The organism is Microbacterium natoriense, from assembly GCF_030816295.1.
GTDB classification, from domain to species: domain Bacteria; phylum Actinomycetota; class Actinomycetes; order Actinomycetales; family Microbacteriaceae; genus Microbacterium; species Microbacterium natoriense_A.
In genome coordinates this window covers 1,039,945-1,060,929 of record NZ_JAUSXV010000001.1, presented here as the reverse complement: position 1 = coordinate 1,060,929, position 20,985 = coordinate 1,039,945, and the positions used below count along the sequence as shown (strand labels likewise).

The window sequence follows — 20,985 nt, the reverse complement described above, 5'->3', positions numbered from 1 at the left end:
GCATCCGCCCGCGCCCACGGTCTGCACGGGGCGTAGGTTGGTCGCATGACAGACACCACCGTCACCCGCAACGACGACGCCTCCCGCTACGAGATCACGGTCGGCGACGTGCTCGCCGGATTCGCCGAGTTCGACCTGCGCCCCGGAGCGATCCGCTTCACGCACACCGAGATCGACCCCGCCTTCCAGGGCCGGGGGCTGGCCGGTGTCCTCGCGAAGGCTGCGCTGACCGACGCCGCGTCATCCGGCGATGCGATCGTGCCCCTCTGCCCCTACATCGCCAAGTACCTCGAGACGCACGAGATCCCCGGAGCGGAGATCCGCTGGCCGAAGGCCCCCGGATCCGACTGAGCTACATCAGGCAGACGTCGCCGTAGTAGTCGGAGAGCGCCGTGCCGGCCTTCGCCACTGCGGCATCATCGTTGTAGGCGGCGAGCGCCGCTGCCGGGTCGTCGTCTATGGTGTCGACCACGGCCTCGAGATAGGTGCGCCAGGTCTCGAGATCGTCCGCCAGCTCGGCGGTCGGCTCGAGCTTCTCGGCGAGTTCGAGCCGCTCCTCAGCCTCGTCCCCGTTGTTCATCTCGGGGATCATCGGAGTGAACACGACGGCCGCCATCTCGCTGTCGTCATGGAGCGGCCCGCAGAACCCCGCGTTGCCGCCGGAGGCGCAGCCGCTCAGAATGAGTGAAGCACCGAGGACGACCAAGAGGGACGATGAGGTGGCGGCGCGCATGGCGTCGAGTCTAGCCAGCGGCAGTTCGCGCCCGTCGCCCACCGGCGCCCCGCAGTACGAAACACCCAGAAGAGGGAGACCCGATGACACCTGTCGGTGAACGACGCATAGTCCTCGAGCCGCGCGAGGTGCCGCTCGGCGGAGTGCGCGGCATGAACGTGCTGCGCGCGCTGCCGCACCGCAACCTTCCGACGATCGGCGCCTGGTGCTTCCTCGACAGGTTCGGCCCTGCCGACACGCGCATGCGCGTCGAGCCGCACCCGCACATCGGACTGCAGACGGTGACATGGCCTCTGGTCGGAGAGATCCGCCACCGCGATTCGATCGGCAGCGACGCGGATCTGCGCCGCGGACAGTTGAACCTCATGACCGCAGGCGACGGCATCTCGCACTCCGAGTACTCGATCGGCGACGACCCGATCCCGCTCGACGCTCTGCAGCTCTGGGTGGTGCTGCCGGACTCGGCCCGGCACGGCTCTCCCGGTTTCGAGCGCCACATCGATCTGCCGCGGATCGCTCTTCCCGCTGTGCAGGGAGCGGATGCTGCGGCCACGGTCGTGCTGGGGGACTTCGCCGGCGTGCGCTCCCCCGCCACCGTGCACACCCCGATCGTCGGCGCCGAGATCGTCGTGCCGGCGGGTGCGACGGTGCGGCTGCCGCTCGACTCCGGGTGGGAGCACGCCGTGATGCTCGTCGAGGGCGACGTCGCCGTGGCTCAGCATCCGCTCGCTCTGAACGATCTGCTGTATCTCGGCGACTCCCGTGATCATGTCGAGGTGTCGAGCGGTGGCGGCGCGCTGCTGTTCCTGCTCGGCGGAGAGCCCTTCGAGGACGAGATCGTGATGTGGTGGAACTTCGCCGGCCGCAGCCACGACGAGATCGCTCAGGCGAGGGCCGAGTGGGAGGCCGAGTCCGCCGGGGCGCCGACCGATCGCTTCGGCGTCGTCGACGGCCACGACGTGCGCATCCCCGCGCCTCCGCTTCCCGATGTGCGGCTGATGCCCCGGGGACGGAAGATCTGACGGATCCGCACAGCTCGACGCCCCGCACTCCGAAGAGCACGGGGCGTCGATCGCTGAGCGCTAGCGCGCGTCGACCGTCACGATGGTCGACACGGCCGAATCGGCGTACCGCACGAGTCCGAGGTAGCGGGCGCCGGAGGTCAGACCGGTCCAGCTGAGCTCGTAGCTCGTCTTCTCGCCGCGCACCGCGGCGATCGGGTTCGGGTTCGCCGTGAACGCGCCCTCGCCGCCCGGCTGCACATTGGCGTAGGTCATGTCCCACGTCATCGGCGCCGAGGTCGAGTACACGTTCGCGACGACCAGGTAGGTCCCCGCCTCCGGAGCGGTGAGCGTGACCTGCTCGTCGGCCGATCCTGTCGCCGACTGCCACTTGGTGTAGTAGCGCAGATCGTCAGGGCTCACCACGTGGTAGACCGAGAGGTCGAGGTCGCTGCCCGTGTCGTCGGACGAGTCGAGATCGAAGCGCGACAGCGTCGTGCCGGCGGGCACGTCGACGATCCACGACACGTCCTTGTTCTCGTCACCCGAGGCCTCGTCGCCCGAGTGGCCCTGAACCCGGCCATCCGGGTCGGCGAGCAACTCGAACGGGGTGAGGCCCGACAGGTCGAGCGCGAGGTCTCCGCTCAGACCGGGGGTGATCTCGACCGCCGTGGTTCCGTCGACGCCTGTGCCCGACGCCTCTGCCGGAGCATCCGCCGTCACCGGGAACACCGCGATCGGCGAGCGCACCGAGTTCTTCGCACTCGACCAGGTGAGGGAGCCGGTCGCCCACTGCTCGACCGGAGCGCTGGCGTTGTCGAACGTCACCGCGAAGCTGGCGGTCTGCCCCGCACGATCGAACTTCAGCGTCGAGGGCTCGACCGTGACGTCGATGCCCGGGAGGTCGACGGATGCCGTGAACGTGCCCTTCTCGGTCGAGGTGACCGTGCGGGTGACCGTCTGCGCGCTGGCGAGCGAGCCGATCGAGAACGAGGCGATGTTGAGATCGCTGCCGTCGATCGGGTCTCCGGGGAAGTCGGCCAGCCCCTTGCCTTCGAGGTACGCCGTCCAGTCCTTGACGCCGTTCAGATACAGCAGACCCGGCGAGAAGTATCGCTTCGGATCGACCTGACCCGCACCCTGTTCGAAGGGGTTCGTGTTCTTCGAGCCGTCGGCGTTCACGGTGTCGTAGGCGGTGGTCATCATGGCCGACTTGATCTCGGCCGGCGTCGCATTCGGACGCTCGCCGAGGTACAGGGCGGCGAGGCCCGCGACGTGAGGAGCGGCCATCGAGGTGCCCGAGAGGATGCCGAAGGTCGGCGCCTCGTCGGCGGCGTTGTTCGTCGCCGCGAGGATCGCGACACCGGGTGCCGCGACATCGGGCTTCATGATGTCGCTGCCGTCGGCCAGCATCGGTCCACGGCTCGAGAATCCGGCGATCTGCGGAACCGGAGTCGTGACTCCGGTGGTGTTCTCGCCGATCAGCGTGACGGGGCGGTCGACGCCGCCCTGCACGTAGGCAAGCACCGCAGCGCGGTGGGCGGAGGCGAGGTGCACGGTCGGCACGGCGTGGAAGTCGTTGTCGAGCGAGTCGGCGCCACCGGGCACGTTCACGAGGATCATGCCCGTGCCTCCGGCATCCTTTACGACCTGTGACTTCTCGGCGCGCGCGTTGTTGCCACGATCGCAGACCACGACATGTCCGGTCACCTTCGCAGGATCCAAAGTCCCCGGCAGGCACTGCTGAGCGTTCGCGGCGCCGGAGGCGGCCGCGTCTCCCGCGTAGATCGACGGACCGGTCACCTCGCTGCCGAAGGGCACGCTCACCGAGGCGCCCGCCTGGGCGAACCCGTCGAACGTGACGGTTCCTTCCCACGTGGGGATCGTGGATGCCGCGACGGTCGTGTACCAGGGCGACGCGTGGTCGGCGGTCGAGGCGTCGGGGCCGTCGTTGCCGGCGCTAGCCGACACGAAGACTCCGGCGGCTGCGGCGTTGAAGAACGCGATGTCCTCCGGTGCGAGCACGGTCTTGGCCGCGCCTCCGCCGATCGAGTAGTTGATCACGTCGACGCCGTCGGCGACGGCCTGGTCGATCGCCGCGACGAGGTCGCTGAGCGCGCAGATGTCATCGGTGGTCACCGCGGGGTCGGGGCCCTCGTAGCAGGCCTTGTACGCCGAGATCTTCGCCCCGGGCGCGACGCCCGAGATCTTGCCGAAGTCGACGTTCTCGATCGACGCCTTCACGCCGAAATTCCCGGCAGCCGTGCTCGCGGTGTGCGAGCCGTGGCCTGCGCCGTCGCGCGGCGACAGGAAGTCGTACTGGAAGTCGAAGCCGTCGGCCTCGGCGCCCGTGTAGAAGTACTGCGCGCCGATGATCTTCGACGAGTAGTCGCTCTTGTCCCACTCCTGGCCTTCGACCATGAGCGACTTGAACTGACCGCCGTCGGACTTGTCGAAGTAGATGTACGTACCGTCGGTGTAGGGCTCCGCACCCTTGTGACGGTTCTGCTGCTTCTTCTGCTTCTTGAGCTTCTTGCCCGCGAAGGAGGGATGCTCGGGCGCGATGCCCGTGTCGATCACGCCGACCACGATGCCTTCGCCTGCCCGGTCGACGCCGCCGGTCGCCTGCCAGATGCCGCCGCGGCCCTTCTTGTCGTCGCCGAGCCCGAGGAACGACGTCGAGGTCTGCGCGTCGGGGTGGCGGATCTCATCGGGATACACGTCGTACACGTCCTTCGACGCGCGCAGCTTGTCGACCTGCTCACCGGTCAGCTGGGCGCTGAAGCCGTTGAGGACGACCTGGTAGCTGGTGTCGGGAGTCACGCCGATCTGCTGAGCCAGACTCTGCTGCTCGGTCTCGAGGTGCTGCACGTAGCGCTGCGACTCGGCCGAGTCGGTCTCGAGCTGTTCGCCTTCGGCGGGCTTCGTCGCCTGGAGACCCTTCACGTCGCCGGTGTAACTGGCGAGGGGGTCGGACTTCATCACGACGATGTAGTGCCCGGGGGTGCCCTCGACGGGAGTGGGATGTGTCACCTCCTCCACGCCTGCGTAGCCTGCGGTGGCCGTCGACGCGATGAACAGCGTTGCCAGGGTGGTGGCTGCTGCCATCCGGAGGGGGGTTCGACCCATGTGCTGCTCCCAGATGATCACGATGCGACTGGGTTGCCGCACCATCGCTCAACGTAGCCTCGCCCCTGGACTCACACCAGATCCATAGGCGCTTCCTGGCCGATCGGCCAGGCTCTGCATCCGATGGTCGACAGTAGGCTGGAGGCGTGTCATCCCCCTCCTCCGCGCTCTCGACCCGCGTGCTCCTCGTGTGCGCCGCGATCGGCGTGGCGACAGGGATGCTGGGAGGCATCGCCGGCTGGGTCACGGTTCCGGTGATCGCGGGGCCGGCCTTCCTCTACGGCCTGGTCCTCGGGTCGCACGTGCTGCCCGGCATCATCGCGCAGGAGGTGCTGCGCCGCCCGCTCGTCGCCCTGATCACTCATGTGATCGCAGCGCTCATCGCGAGCGCGTTCAACCCCGCGTGGACCATGCGCTTCCTCGGCACCGCGCTGCTGTTCGGCGCGATCCAGGAGGGCGTTGCCGCCCTCACCCGCTACCGCGCGTGGGGCGCCTGGCGGTTCTTCGTCTCGGCCGCCCTGATCGGTGTGATCGTCGCCGTCGTGGTGTACTTCGCGGTCGATCTGTCGGTCAGGCCCGCGTGGGAGCAGATCGCCTACCTCGTGATCTCCGTGCTCGGTCCCGTGGCCTGGACGGCCGTCGGGCTCGGCATCGGGTCGGCGCTGAACCGCGCGGGAGTCGCACGGCGATAGCGTCGGCATCCGACCGCTCCTTCTCCGAGCCGCCGACTCCCCGTTCCCCACCCCGCCGAGGCCCCACCTGGGCGCCGTCACCCAGATGGGGCGCGGACGCTGAGGTGGGGCGTCGTGAGTCAATCGGTCGTGAGCAGCACCTTCGTGGCGCGGCGCTCGTCCATCGCGCGGTAGCCCTCGGCGGCCTCGTCGATCGGCAGCGTCAGATCGAAGACCGCGCCCGGGTCGATCTCGCGATCCCAGATCAGGCGGATGAGCTCGGGCAGGAAACGCCGCACGGGGGCGGGGCCGCCGTGCAGGTGCACGCTCGAGAAGAACAGCTCGAGCCCGTCGATCGAGACGTCGTGCGAGACGCCGACGAAGCCGACGTGTCCGCCGGCGCGAGTGGCGCGGATCGCCTGGTCCATCGACTCCTGAGTTCCGACGGCCTCGATCGTCGAGTGGGCGCCGAGCCCGTCTGTGAGCTCCTTGATCTTCGCGACGCCCGCGTCTCCGCGTTCCTCGACGATGTCGGTCGCACCGAAGCGGCGTGCGAGCGCCTGTCGGTCGGCGTGACGCGACATCACGATGATGCGCTCTGCGCCGAGCTGGGCTGCGGCGAGCGCACCCAGCAGTCCGACCGCGCCATCGCCGACCACGGCCACGGTCTTCCCAGGGCCGGCCTCTGCGGCGACCGCGGCGAACCAGCCGGTGCCGAGCACGTCGGACGCCGCGAGCAGCGAGGGCACGAGGTCTGCGGGAGGTTCGCCCGGGGTGACGACCAGGGTGCCGTCGGCGAGCGGGATGCGGGCGTACTGCGCCTGTGTGCCGACCGCGCCCATCATCACCTGGTGCACGCAGCGCGACTGGTAGCCGGCGCGGCAGATCTCGCAGGTGTTGTCGGAGGCGACGAACGATCCGACGACGTGGTCGCCGGGCTTCACGAGAACGACCGCGTCGCCGACCGACTCGACCACGCCGATGTACTCGTGCCCCATGCGCTGCGGGCCGTTCAGCTGCTCGATGCCGCGGTACGGCCACAGATCCGATCCGCAGATGCAGGTGGCGGTGACGCGGATGATCGCGTCTGTGGGTTCGACGATCACAGGCATGTCGAGTTCTTCGGTGCGCACGTCGCCGGGGGCGTGCATGACTACTCCGCGCATGAGGGTTCCTTTCAATGGATGGTGGTGATGGTCCCCGTGGCGATCGGCTGCGGGACGCGAGCCGGCCGGACGAGGAAGACGAAGGCGAGGGCGGCGAGCGCGAGGGACGTGACCGTGACGATGCCGAGGGGGAGGATGCTGGTCGCCCCCGCGACCCCGACGAGAGGCGCGGCGATGCCGCCGAACCCGTACCGCACCATGCCGAGCAGAGAGGACGCCGTGCCCGCGATCTGCGGATACTCGACGAGGGCGATCGTGGTGGCGGGCGGCGACGTGACGGCCGCACCGCCCGCGAGCAGGAACAGCGACACGAGCACGACCCACAGCGGCATCCGGGTCAGGCCCGAGGCGAGGAGGCCGAGCGCGCCGGCGCCGGCCACGACGATGCCGACGCTCAACGTGCCGCGCAGCGAACGGCCGGCGGTGCGACCGGCGACGAAGCCGAGCACCATGAAACCTGCGGAGTTCGCGCCGAAGGCGAGCGCATAGCCGAGCGGGGACAGGCCGTAGATGTCCTGCAGTACGAAGGTGGCGCCGGAGAGGTACGCGAACAACGCGGCGTACAGGAATCCCTGGTTGAGGATCGCCCCGAGGAACACCCGGTCGCTCGCGAGCGTGCGGAAGTCGCTCAGCGTGCGGCCGAGGCCACCCGCCGTGCGCGACGCGATCGGCAGCGTCTCATCGAAGGCGATGAGGGTGGTCAGGAGGATGACGGCGCCGATCGCGGCGAGGAACACGAAGAGCCCACGCCAGTCCGTGACGCTGTTCAGCAGCCCGCCGATCAGCGGTCCGACGATCGCCGCGAAGCCGCCGACCACGGTGAGCCGGCCGTAGAAGCGGATGAGCGCGCCGCCCGCGTATACGTCGCGCCCCGCTGCCTGGGCGATCACGATGCCGACCCCTCCGGTGAGCCCCTGCACTAGCCGCGCGGCGATCAGCAGTTCGATCGAGGGACTGGCCGCGCACAGCAGCGAGGTCGCGATGTACGCGACGATGCCGATGAGCAGGATGCCCCGCCTCCCGTACCGGTCGGAGAGCGGACCGGCGATCAGCTGCCCCGCCGCGAGGCCGACGAGGCACGCCGTGACGGTGAGCTGCGCGACCGACGTCGCAGCCGAGAGCTCGAGCGTGAGGGCGGGCAGCGCCGGAAGGTAGAGGTCCATCGAGATCGGGCCGAACACGGTCAGCAGGAGCAGCAGGGCCGGAAGGATCCGCTGGGCGAGCGATCGGGACGAAGTGGTCATGACTCCAGCATCCGCATTCGAGCGATCGCGTGGGAGTCCCTGAGAAAGGGTGTACCGGCAGGGCATCCCACAGCGCGGGCAGCCGGTCTAGCCTGCTGTTCATGGACAATCGAGCAGAGGTGCGGGAGTTCCTCATGTCGCGGCGCGCCAGGGTGAGCCCCGAAGCCGCGGGGTTGAACGCCGGCGGCAACCGCCGCGTCGACGGCCTCCGCCGCAGCGAAGTCGCCGCGATCGCCGGAGTGAGCGTGGAGTACTACGCCAAGCTCGAGCGCGGCGCGATCGCCGGCGCCTCGGCATCCGTTCTCCACGCGCTCTCGCGCGCTCTGCAGCTCGACGACGCCGAACGCGCCCATCTGTTCGATCTGGCCCGTGCCGCCGACGGCATCCCGACGAGCGGACGTTCCCGCGGGCGCGTCGCGAAAGCCGCGGCTCCACGACCGAGCCTGCACTGGGCGCTCGACGCGATCACCGAGGCCGTGGCGTTCGTGCGCGACCCGCAGCAGAACCTCGTCGCGATGAACGCGCTCGGACGCGCCTTCTACACTCTCGTGGTCGGCGACGGAGGACGGATGCCGAACCTGGCGCGCTTCCAGTTCCTCGACCCGGCATCGCACGAGTTCTACCCCGACTGGGAGCTCATGGCGCGGATGTGCGTCGGCGTCATGCGGGCGGAGGCGGGGCGCGACCCGCACAACAAGGCCATGCAGGACCTCGTCGGTGAGCTGTCGACGCACAGCGAGACGTTCCGTCAGCTCTGGGCCGCGCACGACGTGCGCATCCACGGCACCGGCACGAAGAGGTTCCGGCATCCGCTGGTGGGCGAGCTCGTGCTGGCCTTCGAGGAGCTGACGCTCACCGCCGAGCCGGGGAACGTGATGCTGATCTACAGCGCGGAGCCCGGGTCGCCCTCGGCGGAGCGGCTGCGTCTGCTCGCATCGTGGGAGGCGGCGGACGCGCGTGGCGAAATAGGTAAGGCTCAGCTAAGTTAGAAGGGTTCGTTTCGCTGACCCCTGGGTCCCTGAGCCTGTCGAAGGGCACCGTGCGCCCATCTGCGCCCCTGCTGAGCGTGCGTGACCTGTCCATCACCCACGCCGATGCCGCCGACCCCGCTCCCGCGCACGTCAACTTCGACATCCGCTCAGGAGAGGTCGTGCTGCTTCTCGGACCGTCCGGCTCGGGCAAGTCGACGCTCACGCTCGCGACGAACGGGCTCATCCCCCACGCTGTTCCGGCCGTCCTCACGGGCGCCGTCGAGGTCGGCGGTCTCGACGCCGCGACCACTCCGACGCCCACCCTCAGCACGCACGTCGCCATGGTGTTCCAGGATCCGGACGCGCAGATCGTCACCGGCACCGTGTACGACGAGGTCGCCTTCGGCCCCGAGAACCTGCTGCTTCCGCTCGCCGAGGTGCAACGCCGCACCGAGGACGCTCTTCGTCGCATCGGCCTCTGGGAACGGCGCGCCGACAACCCCGACCAGCTCTCCGGCGGCGGCCGTCAGCGTCTCGCGATCGCGTGCGCCCTCGCGATGGGCTCTCCGCTCATCGTGCTCGACGAGCCGACCGCGAACCTCGACCCGCAGGGCATCGACGACGTGTACGACGCACTCGCCGACGTCGTCTCGGCCGGCGACCGCGCGATCCTGCTCGTCGAGCACAACCTCGACGCCGCCATGGGATTCGCGACCCGGGTGATCGTGCTCGATCGCGCCGGCCGTATCGCCTTCGACGGCCCAGCGGCCCCGGTGCTGCGTGACAACGTCGACGAACTGCTGGCGATGGGCGTATGGCTTCCGGCCGCGACGCTGGAGGCGCTGCGGATGCGGGATGCCGGTGTCGTGCTCGACCCGCTGCCGCTCACCGCCGAAGAGCTGGGGCGCGTCCTCTCGGCCGCACCGGTCGTTGAGCGAGCACGCTCACGGGTCGTTGAGCGAGGGAGCGCAGCGACCGAGACGAAACGCGTCCACCCCACGTCGAGCTCGGAGAAAAGCGTTTCGTCTCGCTTCGCTCGCTCAACGAACGATGCGGAAGACGACCCGGTCATCCGGGCCCGCGGCCTCACCGTGCGCAAGGGGCGCCGCGAGATCCTGCACGGCGTGGACCTCGACATCCCGGCCGGCAGCCTGACCGCGATCGTCGGCACGAACGGCGCGGGCAAGACCACGCTGATCCAGGCTCTCGCCGGCGTCGTCCCTCCGCCCAAGGGGCAGGTCGACGTCGCGGGTCTCGACCCCGCCAAGGCCTCACCGCACGAGCTCGCGGCGCGCATCGGGTTCGTGTTCCAGAATCCCGAGCACCAGTTCATCGCGCACACCGTCTTCGACGAACTCGCGCACGGCGCCCGCGGGCCGTCCGTCGGCGACGACGTCCGAGAGATGCTCGTCCGCTTCGGGCTCGAAGACAAGGCCGACCGGCATCCGTTCCTCCTCTCCGGGGGCGAGAAGCGCCGCCTCTCGGTCGGCACCGCTCTGATCACGCGCCCTCACGTGCTCGCGCTCGACGAGCCCACCTTCGGACAGGATCGCGCGAGGGCCGCCGAACTGCTCAGCCTGCTCGATGACCTGCGCGCCGAGGGCACGACGATCGTGATCGTCACCCACGACCTGCAGCTCGTCGCCGAGCACGCGACCCATACCGTGATCCTCGCCGACGGACGTGTGCACGCGGCCGGCACCACCGAGGAGCTGTTCCGGAGCGAGCAGACGTTCGCCGACGCCGGGTTGCGTCTGCCCGCGCTGCAGCGGATGCGAGCGGAGCTCTCGTGAGCGGCGCCTTCGACCCCTACGCGCGGATCGTGGCGACCTCGCCGCGACAGTTCCTCTACGCCCTGAACCCGATCTCGAAGATCGCCGCCGTCGCGCCGGCCATGTTCCTGCTCGTGTTCGCGCGCGATCTGGCGACCCCCGCAGCGTTCCTGCTCCTCGCCTACGCGTTGCTGCTCGTCGGCGCGCGGCTCACCGGCCGGCTCGCGGCGATCCTGTTCGGGGCGCTTCCCGCCGGCATGCTCCTGATCGGCCTCGGGTTCTCGGTATGGGTCGATGCGGCGCAGGTGCACGGCAGCGCCCCCGCCCTGCAGATCGGCGGCTGGACGCTCTACTCCGGCGCCCTCGCGATCGGCTTCGCCACCGCGCTGCGGCTGGGTTCGATCGTCGCGCTGGCGCTGATCGGCGGGCTCACGACGACCGGCCCCGACCTGGTGCGCGCGAGCGTGCAGCAGCTGCGGGTGCCGTACCGGATCGGCTACACGGCACTCGCCGCGTTCCGCTTCGTGCCCCGCTTCGGGCACGAGCTCTCGGTGATCCGCGCCGCGCACCGCGTCCGCGGGCACCACGGCGGGCGCGGACCGTTCTCGCGGATCGCCCGCGGCTGGGGGTACATCGTGCCTCTGCTGGCCGGGGCGATCCGTCACGCCGAGCGCGTCGCCCTCGCGATGGACTCGCGCGCCTTCGGCGCCCATTCCACCCGCACCGAGCGGCATCTGGTGCCGTTCCGCGCGCGCGACATCGTCTTCATCGTGGTGGTGCTGGCCGCATCCGCAACGATCTTCCTCCTCTCCTGGAACCTCTGAAAGGCGCCCGATGGCATTCAGCAAGATGGTCAAACCCGAGTCAGCAGAGCTGATCCACCTCACCGTGCTGCGCACCGAACGGCTCTCCGCCCACTGGCTGAGAGTCACTCTCGGCGGAGGAGAAGTCGAGAGGTTCCGCCCGATGGGCTACGACCAGTGGTTCCGGCTGTTCCTCCCGATCGGCGGAGACGCCGGGCTCGAGCGTGTGCCCGCCAAGGCGAACAGCATGTTCGGGTACCTGAAGTTCCTGCGCATCCCCGACGGCGAACGGCCGGTCATGCGCAACTACACCGTGCGGGCGTACCGACGGGCGACGGGCGACGCCGGCGCCGAGATCGACGTCGACTTCGTGCTGCACGGTTCAGCCGCAGACGGCACCGCCGGACCGGCGTCGCGCTGGGCGGAGACGTGCTCGCCCGGCGAGCACGTGCTGATCATCGATGAGGGTCTCACCTTCAATCCGCAGCGAGGCACCGACCGGGTCGTGCTCGTCGGCGACGAGACGGCGCTTCCGGCCATCGCCGGCATCTGCGCCTCACTCCCCGCCACCGCCGTCGGCACGGCGATCATCGAAGTGCCCTCTGATGAGGACGCCCTGGCGTTCCCGCACCCGGACGGCGTCGACGTCACGTGGATCACACGTCCGCACGATACGGCCCCCGGCGTGCTCGCCCTGGCGGCACTGGCTACGAACGCCCTGCCCGACGCGCCCTTCCACGCCTACGCGGCAGGCGAGCAGTCGCTCGCCTCGGGCGTGCGCAAGCATCTGGTCGGCGAGCGCGGTGTCGACAAGAACGCCGTCAGCTTCTGCGGGTACTGGAAGATCGGCGCGGCGTCTCCCGCGTCGAAGGCCGCCCGCGAAGCCGCAGCGGAGCCCCTCGCATGAGCGGGACGGATGCCGTGAACGCCGGCCACGAGTCCCAGACCCCCCTTCCTGACGGCGCGTGGTCGGAAACGCATCCCGCCCCGCCCGCGGAGATGCAGAATCGACCACGCGCGAGCGGGAGGAGAGCGGATGCCGGACGCTTCCGCTTCCCGACCGCGATCCTCCTCACCTGCGCGGCGCTCGGCGTCGCGGGCGGACTGCTGCTCGCCCCGGCGAACTGGCTGTCGACCATCCTCTTCCCCGTGCTGCCGATCGTGAGCGTCGCGATGGCCGGGTTGTGGCTGCTGCCCTCGGTGATCGGGCTGCGCCTGCTGCGGCGTCCCCTGGTCGGCATGCTGGTCGGCCTGCTGGCGGGCCTCGTGATCGTGCCGTTCTCCGGCTACGGCTTCAGCAGCGTCCTCACGAACCTGTGGTGGGCCGCGTTCGCCGAGCTGCCGTTCCTCTTCGTGATCTGGCGCTATTGGGGCACCTGGATGCACTACATCGGCGCGCTGGTCGTCAGCGTCGTCTACCCCGTGATGGCGTGGGTGTCGTTCGACCTGGGAGCGTTCGGCCTCTGGTACCAGGTCTTGTTCTTCGCGGTCACGCTCGCGAGCTGCGTGGGGGCCACGGCTCTCGGCATCCTCATCGCCGACCGGCTGCGCAGGGCCGGCGTCGGCGGGCGTCTCCCGCAACCCCGGCGTTCGCGCCCGTAACGCCGCGCACTCAAGGCATCTGCACCCGATGCTGCCGCGGACCGCACGGGCGTGCGAGGGAATCAGGCGCTCCCCTCGCACGCTCGTCGGGCTCGATCAGGCGGCTTTGACGCGACTGCCCACCTCTGCCGCAGAGGCAGTGCCCAGACGCCCGAGACCCCAGTACGCCCAGCCCTCGTCCTGCCACGATTCGGCGGGCAGGCAGTTGCGCGCATCGACGACCGCGCGGCGCTCGACCAGCGCGCCGACTCGCGCCGGGTCGGCGGCGCGGAACTCCTCCCACTCCGTGAGCACCAGCACGATGTCTGCTCCACGCACAGCGTCGTCCATGCGATCCGCGTAACTGAGCGTCGGGAAGATCCGCTTGGCGGTGGGCCCGGCCGCAGGGTCGTAGATCGTCACGAGAGCCCCCCTCAGGTGCAGGGCCGCGGCGACGTTGAGAGCCGGAGAATCACGTACGTCGTCGGTGTCGGGTTTGAACGCCGCCCCGAGCACCGCGACACGCGCGTTCAGCACCGATCCGCCGAGAGCGGAGAGCGTGATGTCCATCACCCGCTGGCGCTGGTCCATGTTGATCTCGTCCACCTGCTGCATGAGCTTCACGGCCGAGTACGCCCCGAGCTCACCGGCTCGGTGCATCAGCGCCCGGATGTCCTTCGGCAGGCACCCGCCGCCGAAGCCCAACCCGGCGTTGAGGAACTTCCGACCGATCCGCGCGTCGTAGCCGATCGCGTCGGCAAGCACCGAGACGTCGGCATCCGCCTTCTCGCAGAGACCTGCGATCGCGTTGATGAACGAGATCTTCGTCGCGAGGAAAGCGTTCGCACTCACCTTCACGAGTTCGGCGGTCGGCAGATCGCAGGCGACGAATGGCGCCCCGGCCGCGATCGCCGTGCCGTAGACGTGGCGCATCCGCTCCTCCGCCCACGGCGATGCTCCCCCGATCACGACACGATCGGGCCGCAGGGTGTCCTCCACGGCCAGCCCCTCGCGAAGGAACTCGGGGTTCCAGATGAGCTCTGCGTGCACGGCCGGCGACGCGGTCGCGGCCACCATCTCCCTCAGCCGCGCCGCCGTGCCGACCGGCACCGTCGACTTGCCGACGATGAGCCCATCGTGGCCGAGGCTCTCGGCCACCGCGCGGGTCGCGGCATCCACGAACCGCAGGTCGGCGGCATGGCTGGACGGATGCTGCGGCGTGCCGACGCAGATGAAATGCACATCGCTGGCCTGCACGGCCGCTCGCAGATCCGTCGTGAACGAGAGGCGCCCGGTCTCGACATGTCGGGAGATCAGTTCGGGCAGGCCCGGTTCGAAGAAGGGGACCTCGCCGCGCTCCAGCGCCGCGATCTTCGTCGGATCGGTGTCGACGCCGATGACGTCGAAGCCGAGTTCGGCCATCGCTGCGGCGTGGGTGGCGCCGAGATAGCCGGTGCCGATCACGCTGATCCGCAATGGGGCGGATCGATCCTCCGACGGCAGCGGGGTGATGTGTATCTGGTGCGCGTTCTTGGTCTTCATGATGTTTCCCTCCAGTTCACACGAGTCGAGCGATGGGTGGTGCGGACGTGCGGTCGAGGGGACGGGGCCGAGACCGCTGGGCGGGTCGGCCGACGCTCCCCGGAGCGGATCAATAGGGGATGAGGCGGAAGCGACCAGCCGGATCGGCGAGCCCCGTTGCGAACGCGGCGAGCGAATCGGCCCGCGAATCGATGCGCCAGTCGTTCGTGACGCGCTCGCCTCCGCTGATGGTCGTGACCGCGAGATTGAACCAGGCGAAGCCGATGATGTCGTCATTCGCGGGATCGGCGAACGCGTCGAACATCGACGTCACCCATGCGGCCTTGTGCCCGCCGGTCTCGGTCGCCCCGACTTCGGCGATGATGATGGGCTTGTCGGTGATCGCGCGCAGCTGATCCAGAGTGGCGTCGAACGTGTACCCGAACGTGAAGTCGTTCTCCGGCTTGAACGGAGTGCGCAGGTATCCCGACGCGCCGACCAGGTCGACGTATTCGTCACCGGGGTACAGCGATTGCAGGTACGAGACGTCCTGATGACGAGTGGGCAGGTTGTTGACGATGTTGGGCGCCCAGGTCCAGATCACGAACTGGTTCGCCCCCTCCGCCGCGAAGATGTCGTGGACGTGGCGCCACATCGCGACGAAGTCGCCAGGACCGTTGCCGTTCAGCGATGAGCCGTCGCTCTTCTGCTCCGACCAGGGATACCAGGTGCCGTTCATCTCGTGATCCAGCCGGATCGCGAGCGGGAGCCCGGTGGCCACGATGTCCTTCGCGTACTGATGCAGGTAGGCGTCGAAGTCGCCGGCGAGGATGCGCGGCAGCGAGTATTCCGGCAGCACCGTCTGGTCGTTCGGCGCGCTGATCGGCCGCGACTCCCAGGTGAGCATCGGCAGCAGCCCCCGCTTCCATGACGCGGTGACCACGTCGCCGCGGTAGGTCTGATCCCAGCCGCCGAAGTAGCCCACGAGGGACTGCCGGCTGCCGGCATCCATCGCGGCATCATCGAAGGTGGCGAAATCGAACGGCGCCTGCGAGGTGTACATCCCGAAATAGCGCGACTCCGGCGCGAGGATGCTGGCGATCGAGGGGGCCGTGACCGTCTCGGGCGCCACCGGCACGGTCGGCTTGGGCGGGGATGTCGGGTGCGGCTGTCCCTCGCTCTCCGCATCGCGGTACACCACGATCGTCTCGGACTCGGGAATGGTCGGGGCATCGGGCGCCGCCGTGGGCGTCGGAGCGGGTGTCGGAGTCGGGCTGGGAGTCGGGGTGAACTTGTCGCCCTTCCTGCCGGCGGCATCCAGCTTCGCCTGAGCGTCGTCGAGCTTCTCCTGAAGCTCGGCGTTCTCCGTCTGGCTGGCGGCGAGCTGGGCGTCGACGCTCGGCGGCGGGGTGGCTCCGCCCGGGCTCACCCAGACGAAGACGCTGACGATGACGAGGGAGACCACCAGGAGGGCTCCTCCGATGAGCCCGCGGCGACCTGCCGCGGGGGTGGCAGCCCACCAGCTCTGATTACGCGGTGCCGAGGACAATGAACATCGCCTCCAATCCGAAGATCGTGAACCCCATGACGTACGGCCACGCGGCCTTCGGGTTCAGCCGTCGGCGTTCGACGGCCGCCGGCACGTCCTGCATGGTCTTGCGGCGAAGCGGAGCAGAGGTCTTCACGAGAACCGCTGTCGATCCCGTCGACGTCGATACCGGATCGGCCGTGCTCGACTCCGGGGAGACCTTCACGCCGTCGGAGAGATCGCGCAGCTCCTGCAGCATCCGCTCGCTCTCCGGGTCAGCACCGCGGATGCTGTCGCCCGGATCGTCCTGACCTGCGGTGTAGGCGCCCGCCCTGGTCCCCCAGCCGGCCACGTGCCCCATTCGGAAGAACCCGATGAGTCGAACAGGCATGAGGAAGAACGTCGACGCGAGGATGAAGACCGGCAGCCGCAGGAAGTCGCTGGGTTTCTCCGAGAGATGCCGCAGCTGCCGGATCGCCATGCTCAGCACCGACGAGACGACGATCAGCGCCACCACCCAGATCAGCCCTGATCCGACGCCGAACTCCTCGAGGATCGCCTCGTAGAAGTTGTGCCCGGCTCCGAGCGCCGCGCGGTACACCCAGCCCGCGATCACGCCGGCGAGCAGGAACGGCAGCACGATGTCCATGAGCATGAACACCGCGAGCATCGGGGCGTGCGCGAGCATCCAGGGGAGCATCCGCAAGGTGTTGTACTGACTGCCGCGGGCCCAGCGCAGCTGCTGCTTGAACAGCTTCCCCAGTTGGGTCGGAGCATCCGTGTAGACGAGGCTGGTGTGCTGATAGACCGCGCGGTAACCCTCCTTGAGGGTGAGGTTCGTGAGCGTACGGTCGTCGGACACCTCGAGGAACACGCCCATGAACCTCTCGGTCATGAACCTGTCCATCACGCGGACGAGGATCTCGCGGCGGAACGCGATCGTGCGTCCAGGCAGGCATCCCACCTGCCCGAGCACGCTCTGCGCCGGCATCGCGTAGAGCGCGCGGGAGTTCTCCAGCCAGTCGGCCCAGCGGGTCATCCACCGCCGCTCGGGCTCGAGGATGCGCTGGCGGGTTGTGACTCCGCCGACGCGTTCGTCGGCGAAGGGCTTGATCAGCTCCTCGAGCGCCCCGGGCGTCCAGACCGTGTCGGAGTCGACCAGGATCGAGATCTCATGCGAAGACAGCTCGACGCCGACCTTGACCGCGTTGCGCTTGCCGGCGATCGTCGTATGCACCCAGCGCACCTTCGGGGCGAACTCGGCGCAGACCTCTTCGAGGCCGACATTGCGCGCACCGTTGATCACCACGATGATCTCGTCGGGGTTCTGGTCGATGATCCGCCCGAGAACGTCGCGGAACAGGTCGAGCGGCTCGTCGACCACCGGGATGATCACGCTCGTGCCGGCTCTGTGCGGCTCGGTGTACGGCCGGTAGTGCTGGCTGATCAGGAGCTTGGTGAGCCACAGGCCCCAGATCAGTGCCGAGTACACGACGAAGAGGTACAGCTCGGGATACCCCCCGAGCATGTTCCTCAGCTGCAGCAGAAAGATGAACATCGCACTCCCTCAACAGTTCGAACGGTTGGTGGAGCCCGCGACGCTGGGGGCGCTTTCGGTAAGGCCGAGTGTGAGAGCACTCGCGACCGCGCGCAAGCTTCTGACGAGATTCGTCATACGCCGTTAACAAATCCGCGCTGTCCGCCATTTGGCGGACAGCGCGGATCTAATCCCTGCTCAGGTGGCAGAATATTGGGATGTCAGAGAGGGGGAATCCGCCCTCTCATCCCTCCTCGGCTCAGCGCTTGCCGACGATCTGGCGACCCACCAGGTCGCGCATGATCTCGTTCGTTCCGCCGTAGATGCGGTGAACGCGGGCGTCGGTGAAGGCCCGCGCGATCGGGTACTCCATGATGTAGCCGTAGCCGCCGTGCAGCTGCACGCCCGTGTCGAGCACCTCCCACTCGCGCTCGGTCGCCCAGAACTTGACCTTCGCCGCGTCTTCCGCGGTGAGCTTCTTGTCCTTGTACGCGAGCAGGGCGCGGTCGATGTACGCCCACATCGCGTCGGTCGTGGCCGACATGTCGGCCAGCCGGAAGCGGGTGTTCTGGAAGTCGGCGATGCGCTCGCCGAACGCCTCGCGATCCTTCGTGTAGGCCACGGTCCAGTCGAGCGCTGCCTGCGCGGCGGCCGCGGCGGCCACACCGATCGACAGACGCTCGAGCGGCAGGTTCAGCATGAGCTGGATGAATCCCTGGCCCTCCTTGCCGCTGATGAGGTTCTCGTCGGGGACGAACACGTCGGTGAAGCTGAGCTCGGCGGTGTCCCAGCCGTGGAAGCCCATCTTGCGGAGCTTCTTGCCCTGGTCGAAGCCTTCCATGCCCTTCTCGACGAGCAGCAGGCTGAAAGCGTCGGGACGGTTGCCCTCGCCGGTCTTGACGAAGGTCACGACGACGTCGGCCGTCGTGCCCGAGGAGATGAAGGTCTTCGCGCCGTTGAGGATGTAGCCGCCGTCGACCTTCTTCGCGTTGGTCTTGATGCCACGCAGATCGGAGCCGGCGCCCGGGTCGGTCATCGCGAGAGCGCCGAGCACCTCGCCGGTGGCCATGCGCGGCAGCCACTTCTCCTTCTGCTCCTGCGTGCCCATGTGCACGAGGTACGGGACGGCCAGGTCGTCCTGGATGCCGAAGGCGCCGGCGAGCGAGCCCGCACCGGACGCGATGACCTCTTCCATCACGATCGTGCGGAAGCGGTAGTCCTGCAGCATTCCCGCGCCGCCGAACTCCTCGGGGACGGAGAGTCCGATCAGACCGGCCTCTCCCGCCGCCAGCATGGTCTCGCGGTCGATCTCACCCGCGGCATCCCACTTCTCGATCGCCTCGTTCGTGACGTGGCGCTTGACGAAGTCCTTGACGAGGTCGCGGAAGGCCTCGTGGTCCTCTTCGTAGATGTCGCGTTCCATGGGGGTCCTCCGATGAGTCTCGTGCGTCGTTGCTCCCGAGATTCTATGTCGGAATGAGAACTGATTCCACATTTGGTGAGACTCAGTACCGCGATCGGCGGATGCTGCGGCCCTGCGTTGTTCACTGCAGATAATCGGGCGCGGCCGGCAGCCCGAAGAACTCCTCGAGCGTGTGGAAGCCCCCCGCGTGGTACGCCTCCGCCAGCTCGACGCCGATGTAGCGGACGTGCCATGGTTCGGGCATGTATCCGCTGATCGGAGTCGATCCGTCTTCGTAGCGCACGATGAAGCCGTACTCCCACGCGTGCTCGGCGACCCAGGCGCCCTGTGGCGTCGCGCCGAAAGCCTCGATGCCGCCGCAGGGAGCGCACGCGACGAGGTCGAGGGCCAGACCCGTCTGGTGCTCGCTGTGCCCGGCCCGCGCGGATGCGGCATCCGCGTGATCCTGCCCCTCCGCCCGCACGTGCGAGGCGTAGGTGCGAACCTGCAGGTCGTAGGAGCGATAGCCGTTGTTGGCGCCGATCTGCCCTACGCCGTCGGCCGCAGCCCCCGCGGCGAGTTCGCCGACGGCTGCGGCGACATCGGATCGCGCCTGCCCCGACCCGGTCGTGAGCTGCAGCGGCGCCGCCGTGAGCGGCTGCGGTGTGAAGTCGATCGGGTCGAGCGGCCGCGCCTTGTTGACCACGACCCAGACGTGCGAGGGGTCGTTCAGGGCGATGCACGGGGCGTTGCCGGCGACGACGGCCTCGCGGAAGCTCTCGCCCCCGCCGAACGCGGCGATGGTGGCGGCGTCATCCGCGCTCGCGATGGCCGCCTGCACGGCGGGCTCGGAACACGGATCGGCTGCCGCGATCGCATCCAGCTCGATCCCCGGCACCGCCTCCACGACGCTGGGTTCGGGCATCGTCTGCTCGGCGGACGCTCCGTTCGTCGGCGCCGTGCCGATCGCGATGAGGATGCCGATCGCCGTGACCGCGAGCCCGATCGGCAGCGCGGGACCGTGGATCGGGGAACGCGGCGGCGCGTGCTGGGGCTGCCGCGGAAGATGCATGACTCCATTGTCGCCGACCGCGGGGACGACGCCAACGCGGACGCATGCTTGTAGCCTCATTGCATGCCGCAAGCCCGAGAGTCCGTCTCCCCTTCGACGAGCATGGGTCGCGGCATGGACGTTCTGACCGCGCTGACCGCGCTGCGTCGAGACGGCGGTAAGCCGACGGTGGCGGAGATCGCCCGCGTGCTCGACCGCGAGCGCTCCCAGGTGTCGCGCACCCTGGCCACTCTGGCCGACAGCGGCCTGATCGAGCGTCGCGCCGATCGCTCCTTCGATCTCGCCTGGGGGTGGTACGCGACCGCGCAGGAGCTCACGGCGCAGAGGATGCGCGTGCACGGCCTCGCTGTGCTGCAGAGCCTCTCCGCCGAGCTGGGCGAGGCCGCGTTCCTGAGCGTGCTGCAGGGCGCGACGACGCTCACGATGCTCGAGAGCCTGCCAGCTGCCTCGCGGATGATCGGCTCGTGGATCGGGCGCGCATATCCCGCCTACTGCAGTGATGCCGGGCGGGCGACGCTCTGGGACGCGGCCGACGAAGAGGTCCGCGCCGTCTTCGAGACGACCGAGTTCTCGCCGCAAGGGCCGCGGACGCCGCTGTCGATCGAGGAGTTCCTGTCGAGGCTCGATGACGATCGCAGCCGCGGCTACTCGATCGTCGATCAGGAGGCGGAGGCGGAGCTGTACTCGGTCGCGGCTCCCGTCTGGGACTTCCGCGGAGAGGTCGTCGCCGCGATCCAGGTGGTGGGTGCACGCGAGGCGATGTCGGCGCGTGCGGCCGAGTGCGGTGCGGCGTGCGCCCGCGCGGCGACCGCCCTCTCAGACGCCCTCGGTGCGCCGCGAAGCGCGTGAGATGA

The 20,985-nt window shown here is 69.0% G+C and carries 18 protein-coding genes; 9 read left to right on the top strand and 9 right to left on the bottom strand.

The annotated features are described in order from the left end of the window. Positions 1 to 45 precede the first annotated feature (45 nt). Positions 46 to 351 carry a GNAT family N-acetyltransferase gene (locus tag QFZ53_RS05015; RefSeq protein WP_307294211.1) on the top strand — a complete coding sequence of 102 codons (306 nt, stop codon included), beginning with the start codon at positions 46 to 48 and terminating at the stop codon, positions 349 to 351. Between the two features lies 1 nt (position 352). Here the strand turns inward: QFZ53_RS05015 and QFZ53_RS05010 are convergent, their stop codons facing one another. Then, a complete protein-coding gene (locus tag QFZ53_RS05010; RefSeq protein WP_307294208.1) occupies positions 353 to 733 on the bottom strand; it encodes a hypothetical protein in 381 nt (126 codons plus the stop codon). Positions 734 to 816: 83 nt separating this feature from the next. Here QFZ53_RS05010 and QFZ53_RS05005 point away from each other — a divergent pair, with 83 nt between their 5' ends. Further along, complete coding sequence (locus QFZ53_RS05005; RefSeq protein WP_307294206.1) at positions 817 to 1,755, top strand: pirin family protein; 939 nt, start codon at positions 817 to 819, stop codon at positions 1,753 to 1,755. A 60-nt stretch (positions 1,756 to 1,815) separates the two neighbouring features. On the opposite strand, the gene QFZ53_RS05000 is transcribed toward QFZ53_RS05005, so the two are convergent. Beyond that, positions 1,816 to 4,863: a S8 family serine peptidase gene (locus tag QFZ53_RS05000; protein WP_307294203.1), complete on the bottom strand. Its 3,048-nt coding sequence runs from the start codon at positions 4,861 to 4,863 to the stop codon at positions 1,816 to 1,818. A gap of 146 nt (positions 4,864 to 5,009) precedes the next feature. On the opposite strand from QFZ53_RS05000, the gene QFZ53_RS04995 reads away from it, so the two are divergent. After that, a complete protein-coding gene (locus tag QFZ53_RS04995) occupies positions 5,010 to 5,555 on the top strand; it encodes an ECF transporter S component (RefSeq protein WP_307294199.1) in 546 nt (181 codons plus the stop codon). 119 nt (positions 5,556 to 5,674) lie between these two features. On the opposite strand, the gene QFZ53_RS04990 is transcribed toward QFZ53_RS04995, so the two are convergent. Then, positions 5,675 to 6,700: a zinc-dependent alcohol dehydrogenase family protein gene (locus QFZ53_RS04990; protein ID WP_307294197.1), complete on the bottom strand. Its 1,026-nt coding sequence runs from the start codon at positions 6,698 to 6,700 to the stop codon at positions 5,675 to 5,677. A gap of 11 nt (positions 6,701 to 6,711) precedes the next feature. Beyond that, positions 6,712 to 7,944 (bottom strand): multidrug effflux MFS transporter, encoded by a 1,233-nt coding sequence (locus QFZ53_RS04985; protein WP_307294195.1) that lies wholly within the window; start codon positions 7,942 to 7,944, stop codon positions 6,712 to 6,714. A gap of 101 nt (positions 7,945 to 8,045) precedes the next feature. On the opposite strand from QFZ53_RS04985, the gene QFZ53_RS04980 reads away from it, so the two are divergent. From QFZ53_RS04980 to QFZ53_RS04960, 5 genes are read left to right on the top strand one after another with little or no spacing between them, the layout of a single operon-like run. Then, positions 8,046 to 8,933 carry a helix-turn-helix transcriptional regulator gene (locus tag QFZ53_RS04980; protein ID WP_307294192.1) on the top strand — a complete coding sequence of 296 codons (888 nt, stop codon included), beginning with the start codon at positions 8,046 to 8,048 and terminating at the stop codon, positions 8,931 to 8,933. A 50-nt stretch (positions 8,934 to 8,983) separates the two neighbouring features. Continuing rightward, positions 8,984 to 10,708, top strand: coding sequence for an ABC transporter ATP-binding protein (locus QFZ53_RS04975; protein ID WP_373426234.1), 1,725 nt, complete (start codon positions 8,984 to 8,986; stop codon positions 10,706 to 10,708). Beyond that, the gene (locus QFZ53_RS04970) at positions 10,705 to 11,511 is read left to right on the top strand and encodes an energy-coupling factor transporter transmembrane component T (RefSeq protein ID WP_307294187.1); all 807 of its coding nucleotides are present in this window, start codon (positions 10,705 to 10,707) and stop codon (positions 11,509 to 11,511) included. The genes QFZ53_RS04975 and QFZ53_RS04970 overlap by 4 nt, the downstream gene beginning before the upstream one ends. A 10-nt stretch (positions 11,512 to 11,521) precedes the next feature. After that, on the top strand, positions 11,522 to 12,397 hold the full coding sequence (locus tag QFZ53_RS04965) for a siderophore-interacting protein (protein ID WP_307294185.1): 876 nt from the start codon (positions 11,522 to 11,524) through the stop codon (positions 12,395 to 12,397). After that, on the top strand, positions 12,394 to 13,092 hold the full coding sequence (locus QFZ53_RS04960; RefSeq protein WP_307294182.1) for an ECF transporter S component: 699 nt from the start codon (positions 12,394 to 12,396) through the stop codon (positions 13,090 to 13,092). The genes QFZ53_RS04965 and QFZ53_RS04960 overlap by 4 nt, the downstream gene beginning before the upstream one ends. A gap of 96 nt (positions 13,093 to 13,188) precedes the next feature. Here the strand turns inward: QFZ53_RS04960 and QFZ53_RS04955 are convergent, their stop codons facing one another. The 5 genes from QFZ53_RS04955 to QFZ53_RS04935 form a co-directional block, all read right to left on the bottom strand. Next, positions 13,189 to 14,613 (bottom strand): UDP-glucose dehydrogenase family protein, encoded by a 1,425-nt coding sequence (locus QFZ53_RS04955; RefSeq protein WP_307294179.1) that lies wholly within the window; start codon positions 14,611 to 14,613, stop codon positions 13,189 to 13,191. A 109-nt stretch (positions 14,614 to 14,722) separates the two neighbouring features. Beyond that, complete coding sequence (locus QFZ53_RS04950; protein WP_307294177.1) at positions 14,723 to 16,057, bottom strand: glycoside hydrolase family 26 protein; 1,335 nt, start codon at positions 16,055 to 16,057, stop codon at positions 14,723 to 14,725. Positions 16,058 to 16,121: 64 nt separating this feature from the next. Then, complete coding sequence (locus QFZ53_RS04945; protein WP_307294173.1) at positions 16,122 to 17,678, bottom strand: glycosyltransferase family 2 protein; 1,557 nt, start codon at positions 17,676 to 17,678, stop codon at positions 16,122 to 16,124. Between the two features lie 238 nt (positions 17,679 to 17,916). Continuing rightward, the gene (locus QFZ53_RS04940) at positions 17,917 to 19,080 is read right to left on the bottom strand and encodes an acyl-CoA dehydrogenase family protein (RefSeq protein WP_292907559.1); all 1,164 of its coding nucleotides are present in this window, start codon (positions 19,078 to 19,080) and stop codon (positions 17,917 to 17,919) included. 121 nt (positions 19,081 to 19,201) lie between these two features. Beyond that, positions 19,202 to 20,131, bottom strand: coding sequence for a M15 family metallopeptidase (locus QFZ53_RS04935; RefSeq protein ID WP_292907557.1), 930 nt, complete (start codon positions 20,129 to 20,131; stop codon positions 19,202 to 19,204). A 63-nt stretch (positions 20,132 to 20,194) separates the two neighbouring features. Between QFZ53_RS04935 and QFZ53_RS04930 the strand changes: the two genes are divergently transcribed. Beyond that, positions 20,195 to 20,980, top strand: a complete 786-nt coding sequence (locus tag QFZ53_RS04930; RefSeq protein WP_307294168.1) for an IclR family transcriptional regulator — start codon at positions 20,195 to 20,197, stop codon at positions 20,978 to 20,980. The last annotated feature ends 5 nt before the right edge of the window (positions 20,981 to 20,985 follow it).